Raw genomic sequence first — 9,765 nt, 5'->3', positions numbered from 1 at the left:
AAAGTAGAGTCAGTCATTAATTGTAATGAAAAAGAAAACATAGTGAAGAAAGGACATATCTTTCGTAGTTAACATTTGTTAAAGCAATATTCTGCGGAAACATTTGGTTTTAATAGAGTATACGAGGAAAAAAAGTTTATTCAATGTGTTGATATACAGTGTTTTATGGAGAGGATTAATTGTAGTGTTTTTTGGGGGGGTAAGAGTTGCTTTTAGATTTCTCAGCTTATTCACTGTTTTTTATGTTTACAAACTGTAATGTGCTATTTATTTGGATATTCATTGTGAGAACTAATGTTTGCTATAGTTATCCTGATAGTAACGTTTATCTGTCTCTATGTAGCAGGTAGTATCAATACCAGCCTGAAGCAAGTGTTCTGTAATTTCTTTCAGTTTTCTACGCGGAACCCTTCCTATATAATACAGATAATAGTTATAGTCCTGGTCCAATACCTCCATATTGTAGGTAAAGGTCCGTTCACGGGCATAGTCAAAGTTTACTTTCCGCAGGCTACTATAAGGAAAAGTCACGGTTCGCCCGATGCTATGTACCGTAAGGCTATCATTATCAAGAGTCAGATATCCAAAGCGGGTGAGCAATGCATACAACAGAAAAGTACTGAGGATAAGGGAGAGTATTCCCGGAATAATTCCCCATAATATGCCTGACACAATCATCTTGCATCCTAATATTGCAAATACGATAAATAAAGAAGCAAAATAAAGGAGGTACAATGACGAACGGCGGTATTTCTTTTCCGGGATGGTTATCCCTGCTTCTCTTTTTCCTGGTTTATAGTTCTCGAAAGGTATTTCCCGGGATAACAAATAGTGGATAACGGCTGTTGGATGGCGATATAAAGGAAGGTAGATCGCTTTTGTTGTACCTTTATTCAAATGTAAAGTGAGTACTCCGGCGCCATATTTGTCTTTTGATATCAGGTTACTTTTACGTGGCATCTGATAATATCGTTTCATAAAACTAAAACTCCCGATATCGTGAAACCCTATACCGTTACGTTGCAACAGCTTTTCGGCCTGTTTTTGTTCCTTTGATGTCATTTTCATTTTTTTAATTCCGGATAACTGATACGTGTGTGGTAAATTGTTTTCAATTTTTCTTTGAATACAGCTTTTACAGTTGCGATATCCTTGAAAGTGATGGGGCATTCTTTGAAATATCCCTCCTCAATCTGAGAATCGATTATCTTTTCTACCAGGTTGCTGATACTTTCTTCCGTGTATTCGGGCAAACTGCGTGAAGCTGCCTCTACGGCGTCCGCCATCATCAGTATAGCAGTTTCTTTAGAGAAAGGGTTTGGACCCGGATAGGTGAACTTTTCATCATCAGGTTCTTCACCGGGATGTTCGTTTTTCCAGGATATGTAGAAGAACCTTGTTTTACCTCGTCCGTGATGAGTGCTGATGAAATCTTTTATAACTTTCGGAAGATTATGTTTTTCTGCCAGCTTTAGTCCGTCTGTTACATGATTGATGACGACTTGTGCACTTTGTTCGTAATTCAGATTTTTGTGTGGGTTAATTCCTCCGGATTGATTCTCTGTGAAGAATGCCGGATTTTCCATTTTGCCGATGTCGTGATACAAGGCTCCGGTTCGTACTAACTGGCTTTTTGCTCCAATGCGGATGGCGGCCTCTGCGGCAAGATTGGCTACTTGCATAGAGTGCTGGAATGTACCGGGGACTGTTTCAGACATTTGGCGAAGCAGATCATTATTGATATTTGATAATTCCACCAGAGTTACATTGGAAGTGAATCCGAATGTCTTTTCCAGAAGGAACAATAATGGATAAGCAAATAATAGTAAAATGCCATTAATAATAAAATAGGTATACATTCTTACGTTTAACTTCGCGAGGTCATTTTCTGTTATCAGTTCAAATGCAAAGTAAACGGCTGCGTAAGTGAGTATTACTAAGACAGCAGTTCGAAACAGTTGAGACCTTTGTGAAAGTTCCCGCAAACTGAAGATAGCCACCAGACCTGCCGCCAGTTGTGTTAATATAAATTCATGAGGAAACCGCAACGCTATCGAACAAATCAATATTGTAATGACATGCGTCAGAAAAGCGGTTCGGGAATCGAGAAATACCCGTATGATAATGGGAAGCATGGCATATGGCAGGATATACACATTAAATATACTGTGCGTCACCATTAGTGCAGTGATTACGCTGTAGAATACAATTAATATAAATAGTAGGGATAAACTGCCTTTTCGTTGATAGTAGTCTTTCCGGAAGAGCTCCAGATAAAGCATAAAGCAAAGAGTGAGAATACTGACAAAGAGTATTTGACCTGCCAGTATAAGTTGTTTCTGTCCCAATGATTCACTTCGTTTAATCGACTCTTTTTGGAGAGATTCTAAGATACTGTATGTTTTCGGACTGACTATTTCACCACGGTCAATGATTTTTTGTCCGCTCACTACCACTCCACTGGTCCATGAATAGTTGTCCAGGATGTCTTCTTTTACCGTTTGTGTGCGTTTTTGGTCATAAGTCAGGTTAGGGGATATGTATTCGTTGAGAGCACATTGACGCAAAATGTCCCTGTTGTAATGAGCTGTATCTGCAGAAAGCAGATGTTCGTATGCTTCTTTTAAAGTATAGATATTGGCGGTAAGTTGTGATTCGGCCATTTTATCATCTATCTTCATAATGGCTGTCGTACTGTCTTTATCCAGTTTTTGAGCATCTTCTGTCGAAACAATGCCGGCAGCATAAATATCTTTCAACGTTCGTTCGATGTAACGGATATAATCATAGGAAGGCAGAATTCCTTTAAGATGATTCTGATAATTCTCCTTTAACTTGATGAGTGCATCTTTTTCTACATCCTTATTTAATTGATAATAAGGCTGAAAGGACGCAAGCAGACTATCCTGCTCCCGTTTTACTACTGCATCATCTTTATAAATAGGAAAGCCGAATGTAGCTATCAGTTGCCCGTATCTCCAAGGTTTGTTAGTGTCAAACTGATAGCTGAATTTGTTATCGCGGGGTAGGAAGTATACAATAACTGCTACCGTAGCTACAAATATCAGTGCTTTGTATAACAAATCTCTGTAAGAGAAGCTGTTTTTTTTCTTGAGATGATTCATATCCTTTGAATTTTTTGCGAAAAGTACAAAAAAAAACAATCGTGTGGAAAAAAAAGTTTAATTTTGCCACGATTTACCTATACTAACGCAAATTATGGCAGAAAGAAAAGTAAGAGTTCGCTTTGCTCCGAGTCCTACGGGAGCATTGCACATCGGTGGTGTGCGTACAGCTTTGTATAATTATCTCTTTGCTCGTCAGCATGGAGGGGATATGATTTTCCGCATTGAAGATACTGATTCAAACCGTTTTGTACCCGGTGCGGAAGAATATATCCTTGAATCTTTCAAATGGCTTGGAATTCATTTTGATGAAGGAGTAAGTTTTGGAGGAGGACATGGGCCATACCGTCAATCTGAACGCCGCGAAATATACAAGAAGTATGTAAAAATATTGCTGGACAATGGCAAGGCCTATATTGCTTTTGATACTCCCGAAGAGTTGGATGCTAAGCGTGCTGAAATAGCAAATTTTCAGTATGATGCTTCTACACGGGGTATGATGCGTAATTCACTGACTCTTTCAAAAGATGAAGTCGATGCGTTGATTGCTGAAGGCAAACAATATGTGGTTCGTTTTAAAATAGAACCCAATGAGGATGTACATGTCAATGATCTCATTCGGGGGGAAGTGATTATTAATTCATCTATTCTGGATGATAAAGTACTTTATAAATCGGCCGATGAACTTCCCACTTATCATCTGGCAAACATTGTGGACGACCATTTGATGGAAGTTTCTCATGTGATCCGTGGTGAAGAATGGTTGCCTTCTGCGCCTTTGCACATATTGCTATACCGTGCTTTTGGATGGGAAGATACAATGCCTGCATTTGCTCACCTGCCTTTGTTGCTTAAACCTGAAGGTAATGGTAAATTGAGTAAACGCGATGGTGACCGTCTTGGTTTTCCGGTATTTCCACTCGAATGGCACGACCCAAAGACGGGTGAGGTGTCATCTGGTTATCGTGAAGCCGGTTATCTGCCTGAGGCAGTGATTAATTTCCTTGCTTTGTTGGGATGGAATCCGGGTAATGATCAGGAAGTGATGTCTATGGATGAACTAATCCGGCTTTTTGATTTGCATCGTTGCAGTAAGTCGGGTGCTAAATTTGACTATAAAAAAGGCATCTGGTTCAACCATCAGTATATTCAACAGAAATCCAATGAGGAAATAGCCGGACTCTTTATTCCTATCCTGAAAGAGCATGGTGTGGAAGCTCCTTTTGAAAAGGTGGTGACTGTGGTAGGTATGATGAAAGACCGTGTAAGTTTTGTTCGTGAGTTATGGGATGTTTGCAGCTTTTTCTTTGTTGCACCTGCGGAATATGACGAAAAGACAGTGAAAAAACGCTGGAAGGAAGATTCTGCTAAGTGCATGACCGAGTTGGCAGAAGTGCTGGCTGGCATTGATGATTTCAGCATTGAAGGACAAGAGAAAATTGTGATGGACTGGATTGCGGAAAAGGAGTATCATACCGGCAATATTATGAATGCATTCCGTCTGACATTGGTTGGAGAAGGCAAAGGCCCGCATATGTTCGATATTTCCTGGGTATTGGGTAAGGAAGAAACAGTGGCTCGTATGAAGCGTGCCGTAGAGGTTCTGAAGTAATACAATACATACACGATATGCTCTACGATCTGGCAATAGTCATTTACGACATTGTAGTCCATCTGGCCGCTCCATTTAGTCGGAAACCCCGAAAAATGATGAAAGGCCATTGGGTGGTGTATGAACTTCTCCGTCAGCAGGTGGAGAAGGATGCCCGTTATATATGGTTTCATGCTGCATCTTTAGGTGAGTTTGAACAGGGACGGCCTCTTATTGAAAAAATCAGGGAAAAATATCCGGATTATAAGATACTTCTTACCTTTTTTTCTCCTTCGGGATATGAAGTACGTAAGAACTATCGCGGAGCGGATATTGTTTGCTATTTACCATTCGATAAACCTCGTAATGTGAAGAAGTTCCTGGATATTGTGAATCCTTGTATGGCATTTTTCATAAAATATGAATTCTGGAAGAACTATCTGGATGAAATGCATAAACGCCGTATTCCGATATATAGTGTTTCTTCTATTTTTCGTAGGGATCAGATATTTTTTAAATGGTATGGTGGAACGTATCGTGATGTACTGAAAGATTTCGATCATCTGTTTGTGCAGAATGAAACCTCGAAACGGTATTTGTCAAAGATCGGTATTACACGTGTGACAGTAGTAGGTGATACTCGCTTTGACCGTGTGTTGCAAATACGTGAAGAGGCAAAAGATTTGCCATTGGTCAAGATGTTTAAGGGGCAGTCGTTGACTTTTGTCGCCGGAAGTTCCTGGGGACCTGATGAAGATCTGTTTTTGGAATATTTCAATACTCATCCGGAAATGAAACTTATTATTGCTCCGCATGTTATTGATGAAAATCATTTGGTAGAAATTATCAGTAAATTGAAACGGCCATATGTGCGCTATACCCGTGCTGACGAAAAAAATGTGTTGAAAGCGGACTGCCTGTTAATAGACTGCTATGGATTGTTATCGTCTATTTATCGTTATGGAGAGATTGCTTATATCGGAGGTGGTTTTGGAGTAGGTATCCATAATACACTGGAAGCTGCTGTTTATGGTATTCCCGTCATATTTGGTCCTAGGTATCAGAAATTTATGGAGGCTATGCAATTATTGGAAGCAAAAGGCGCCTATTCTATCAAGGATTATGAAGAGTTGAAAACTTTGTTGGATAAGATGTTTTCTGATGAGGTTTTTCTGCGCGAGACCGGAGCCAATGCCGGATATTACGTTACAAGTAATGCCGGGGCAACCGACCGGATACTACATATGATTAACTTTTAGTAGGAGCTTGCTTAAATTTTGCTCAAAACGAACTGAGTAAAAACTTTTGTGAGGAAAGTTTAAAACAGGTTTTAAGTTGGTATATAAAAAAAAGTGAGAGATAACTTTTTACGGGTTATCTCTCACTTTTTTATTCTTTTTCCTTATACCAGGAAGAGTACATCAGGTAGTTGTGAGCTATTTTTTGATTTAGCTCTTTTGCTTGCTCCGGATCTACCTTTTTTATAAACTTGGCAGGTACACCTCCCCATATACTCCCGGGTTCAATAATGGTATTGCTTAATACTAATGAACCTGCTGCTACGATGGCACCTTCACCAATTACAGTGTGATCGAGTAGGGTAGAGCCCATTCCTATTAAGGCATAGTCTTTTACGGTGGCTCCGTGAATTGTTACATTGTGGCCTACTGAAACATGATCACCAATTTCGATGGTTGATTTTTCATATAAGGTGTGTAGTACACTTCCATCCTGTATGTTCACTCCGTTACCTATACGGATAGAATTTACATCACCGCGCAACACGGTACTGAACCATATACTACAGTCACGTCCCATTTTTACGTCGCCGATGATCACAGCATTATCAGCGAGAAAGCAGTTCTCGCCTATTTCAGGGATAAATCCTCTAACTGATTTTATTAAAGCCATATTTCTCTATAATTATTAAATTGCTGCTGTTGCTTCCTGTAACCATTTCTTTTCTTCCTCGTTTAAATCCGGTGATAGTTTTTCGTACACTTTTTGATGATATGTATTCAGCCATGACACCTCTTCGGTGGTTAGCATCTCTTTGATGATTCCCTTTTTGCAAATAGGGCAGAGGGTGATTGTTTCAAATTCCAGATAATCGCCAAACATTCCTTCGCCTGCCTTGCGTACCAGTGTCAGATTCTCTGTGCGGATACCATGGCTTCCGGCTTTGTATACTCCCGGTTCGTTGGATGTCACCATGCCGGGCTGGAGAATAACAGGGTTTTCATTCATACGAATACTTTGTGGTCCTTCGTGTACGCTGAGGAAGTGACCTACACCATGGCCGGTACCGTGCAGAAAGTTCATTTTATGTTGCCATATCGGCATTCGTGCCAAGATGTCCAGTTGGGCTCCGCGGGTTCCTGTAGGAAACTTAGCCATGGCGAGTGCTATGTGCCCTTTGAGTATCAATGTATAATCAATCTTCTCTTCCTCGGTCAACTCGCCTAAGGCAATGGTACGGGTAATATCTGTTGTGCCATCTAGATACTGTGCACCCGAATCCAAAAGTAAAAAGCCTTTCGGAAGTAAGGTTACATCTGTCTCTAAGGTAGCTGAGTAATGTACGATTGCTCCGTGTTCTTTGTACCCGGCAATGGTGTCAAAACTTTCACCCATGTAAAGCGCTTGGGCAGCACGGTATTCATGTAGCTTTTTATCTATAGTGAGTTCTGTTTCCAATCCTGAAGGTACTACCTCCTCCAACCATTTAAGGAAACGTACCAATGCCACTCCATCTCGTTGCATTGCAGCATGAATTCCGGCAATCTCCTGTTCGTTGCGGACTGCTTTTAGTAATGTTACGGGCGATTCTCCATAAATGATATTGCAAGCTGGATTTATTGCCGAATAGATGGCGTAATTCGTTTTGGACGGATTAAGTAACAAGCTTTTTATGTTCAATTTTCTCAGATAATTCTCAACTTCATCATAAGGTTGTATGTTTATCTGTTGCGCTTTCAGGTAATTTCCTACCTCTTCGGTTATTTTTTCTGATGAGATGAAATAAGTTATATTGTTTTGTGTAATCAGTAAATAGCTGATGACTACCGGATTGCAATGTACATCACTTCCTCTGAGGTTTAGAGTCCAGGCTATTTCGTCCAGGCTTGAAAGGAATAAACCATCTGTTCCCTGCATTTTTAATTTTGTACGGATTGCCTCAATTTTTTCCTGACAACTTTTTCCTGCATATTTGAGTTCGTATATGAAAGCAGGTGTATTGGGCATGCCTGGGCGTTCTTTCCATATTTCTCCTGATAGATCACCACAGATTTCCAAATGAATGTTTTCGGCTTCGAGCTTTCTTCTCATTTGTTCTACCTGCTCCACTGAAAACATTTTTCCATCGATACCTATCGTCTCTCCAGGTTTGATATTTTGGCATAAAAAATCTGTAATTGTGGGCGTTTCCGGTAACATCTCTTTATATAAAGTAATGTCTGTACCTTCCAATTGTTGGGCAGCCTGCAAAAAATATCGGGAGTCTGTCCATAATCCGGCTTTATCATCCAGTATAACTACTGTTCCGGCTGAACCGGTGAAACCTGAAATCCATTCACGTATTTTCCAGTGCGGAGCTACATATTCACTGAGATGCGGATCGGTACTTGGGATAATGAAGGCACTGATTGATTTGCTTTTGAGGATCAATCGCAGTGCTTGTATGCGTTCGTTAATCGTTTGCTTCATATTAATATAGGTATTATAAGTTTCCCCCAAAGGTACTATTTTTCTTCGGAAATAGCTTGTAAGGTGATGCATATGCACTGATTTTGAGAAATAATTGCCGAAAGTTTTGTGAATAAAGAAAGTATGTGTAATTTTGCGGCGCAATTTGACTGCGGAAATTTTAAACCATAACATATTAATAGTAATAAAATGATTGTAGTACCTGTAAAAGAAGGCGAAAACATTGAAAAAGCGCTGAAGAAGTTTAAGAGAAAATTTGAAAAAACCGGTATCGTTAAAGAATTAAGAAGCAGACAGCAGTTTGATAAACCTTCTGTGACTAAAAGACTTAAGAAAGAGCGTGCCGTTTATGTTCAGCAACTTCAGCAAGTAGAAGATTAATAATTCGTAATTTCCTTTGAATTATTGATTTCTTTTCATATATTCGTTGCAAAATTATAGATGTAACGATGTTATGTTGACAGACTCTTTTCTTGATTATCTCCGGTATGAGCGGAATTATTCTGAAAAAACCGTTTTAGCTTACGGTGAAGATATTTCTCAACTAAAGGAGTTCGCTCAGGATGAGATTGGAGAGTTTAATCCAATAGAAGTAAAACCTGAACTTATTCGTGAATGGATTGTTTCGTTGATGGATAAGGGGTATACTTCGACTTCTGTAAATCGTAAACTAAGTTCGCTCCGGTCGTTCTATAAATTCCTTTTAAAACGAGGTGAGGTAGTGGTGGATCCGTTACGAAAAATAACAGGTCCAAAAAACAAAAAGCCCCTTCCTTCTTTTTTGAAAGAGAACGAAATGGATAAATTATTGGATGAGACGGATTTTGGTGAGGGATTTAAAGGATGTCGGGATCATTTGATTATTGAAATGTTTTATGCTACTGGCATGAGGCTTTCGGAATTGATTGGTCTTGATGATGTGGATGTGGATTTTTCAGCTTCTCTGTTGAAAGTGACGGGAAAGAGGAATAAACAGCGCCTGATTCCTTTTGGTGAAGAGTTGAAGGAAGAAATGCGTAAATATGTCGATGTACGAAACGGGCAGATTCAAAAAGTGTCTGATGCTTTTTTTGTAAAAGAGAATGGCGAACGGCTTTATAAAAATCTGGTCTATAATTTAGTGAAACGGAACCTATCAAAGGTGGTGACGCTTAAAAAGAGAAGTCCTCATGTGTTAAGGCATACATTTGCTACAACAATGCTGAATAATGAAGCGGAGTTGGGAGCTGTTAAAGAACTTCTTGGGCATAGTAGTTTGGCTACTACTGAAATTTATACGCACACTACTTTTGAGGAACTTAAAAAAGTGTATAAACAAGCTCATCCACGAGCTTAAAAAAG

General features: G+C 39.6%; 8 protein-coding genes. 4 read left to right on the top strand and 4 right to left on the bottom strand.

Annotated features, from left to right (window positions below; genetic code table 11):
- Positions 1-291: 291 nt before the first annotated feature.
- Positions 292-1,068: a hypothetical protein gene (locus ACESQI_RS20780; RefSeq protein WP_195661458.1), complete on the bottom strand. Its 777-nt coding sequence runs from the start codon at positions 1,066-1,068 to the stop codon at positions 292-294.
- Positions 1,065-3,125, bottom strand: a complete 2,061-nt coding sequence (locus ACESQI_RS20775) for an HD family phosphohydrolase (RefSeq protein WP_373127005.1) — start codon at positions 3,123-3,125, stop codon at positions 1,065-1,067. The genes ACESQI_RS20780 and ACESQI_RS20775 overlap by 4 nt, the downstream gene beginning before the upstream one ends.
- 94 nt (positions 3,126-3,219) lie before the next feature.
- Between ACESQI_RS20775 and gltX the strand changes: the two genes are divergently transcribed.
- A complete protein-coding gene (gene gltX / locus ACESQI_RS20770) occupies positions 3,220-4,737 on the top strand; it encodes a glutamate--tRNA ligase (RefSeq protein WP_007487398.1) in 1,518 nt (505 codons plus the stop codon).
- A gap of 17 nt (positions 4,738-4,754) precedes the next feature.
- Positions 4,755-5,975 (top strand): 3-deoxy-D-manno-octulosonic acid transferase, encoded by a 1,221-nt coding sequence (locus ACESQI_RS20765; RefSeq protein ID WP_007487396.1) that lies wholly within the window; start codon positions 4,755-4,757, stop codon positions 5,973-5,975.
- A gap of 130 nt (positions 5,976-6,105) precedes the next feature.
- Here the strand turns inward: ACESQI_RS20765 and ACESQI_RS20760 are convergent, their stop codons facing one another.
- On the bottom strand, positions 6,106-6,627 hold the full coding sequence (locus ACESQI_RS20760; protein ID WP_007487394.1) for a gamma carbonic anhydrase family protein: 522 nt from the start codon (positions 6,625-6,627) through the stop codon (positions 6,106-6,108).
- A gap of 15 nt (positions 6,628-6,642) precedes the next feature.
- A complete protein-coding gene (locus ACESQI_RS20755) occupies positions 6,643-8,424 on the bottom strand; it encodes an aminopeptidase P family protein (RefSeq protein WP_044166849.1) in 1,782 nt (593 codons plus the stop codon).
- 189 nt (positions 8,425-8,613) lie between these two features.
- Here ACESQI_RS20755 and rpsU point away from each other — a divergent pair, with 189 nt between their 5' ends.
- A complete protein-coding gene (rpsU, locus tag ACESQI_RS20750) occupies positions 8,614-8,805 on the top strand; it encodes a 30S ribosomal protein S21 (RefSeq protein WP_002558090.1) in 192 nt (63 codons plus the stop codon).
- Between the two features lie 73 nt (positions 8,806-8,878).
- Positions 8,879-9,760 (top strand): tyrosine recombinase XerC, encoded by an 882-nt coding sequence (gene xerC / locus ACESQI_RS20745; protein WP_007487392.1) that lies wholly within the window; start codon positions 8,879-8,881, stop codon positions 9,758-9,760.
- Positions 9,761-9,765: the final 5 nt, after the last annotated feature.

This window comes from Bacteroides sp. HPS0048 (genome assembly GCF_964240755.1).
GTDB lineage: Bacteria > Bacteroidota > Bacteroidia > Bacteroidales > Bacteroidaceae > Bacteroides > Bacteroides nordii.
The sequence above is the reverse complement of the archived record's forward strand: the minus strand, read 5'-3'. Positions and strand labels throughout refer to the sequence as shown.